Consider the following 472-nt stretch of genomic DNA (forward strand, 5'->3'; position numbering starts at 1 on the left):
GTGCAATAGACTGCCGGATGTATTTGGTGAGGATGGTGATTTCGATTACTCGTCCTACGTTTATCTTCCGACGATAAATCCATATTTCTTTGAGTTGAATGAGAGGATGGGTGAGCAATTCACGAGAATTTCTGCGCCAGACATTTATATAGAAGACCTTCAAAATGGATGGGTGAAATGGCCGGAAAGGCCGAATTTCCTAGCTGAACTCGCAGCGACAAATGTTGCAGACAGTCTGCTTATTGCTGGTCCCGAAATACTCAGACGCAGGTTGAACTATGACGCCGCTTGCCGAGAACCTGTCGTAACAAGACGATAGTAGGGCACGGACGATGCGACCGTGCAACAACCCAACTTCTGATGACAGCAAAGCCAGATACTTCAACACGGTAAACTGTTCGGCCTATGAAGCCCGACTACATGAGCCCTGACGCGCTCGCGCCTATCGCGCTACGCGCAATCCCCATTGATC

1 protein-coding gene is annotated in these 472 nt (G+C 49.2%); it reads left to right on the forward strand.

The features are described 5' to 3' along the window. Positions 1 to 319: hypothetical protein (locus M3677_RS17030; RefSeq protein ID WP_251161138.1), on the forward strand; the 319-nt coding region annotated here is incomplete at its 5' end. Positions 320 to 472 lie beyond the last annotated feature (153 nt).

Origin of the sequence: Curtobacterium sp. P97, from assembly GCF_023712445.1 — a bacterium.
In the GTDB taxonomy this organism is placed as follows: Bacteria; Actinomycetota; Actinomycetes; order Actinomycetales; family Microbacteriaceae; genus Curtobacterium.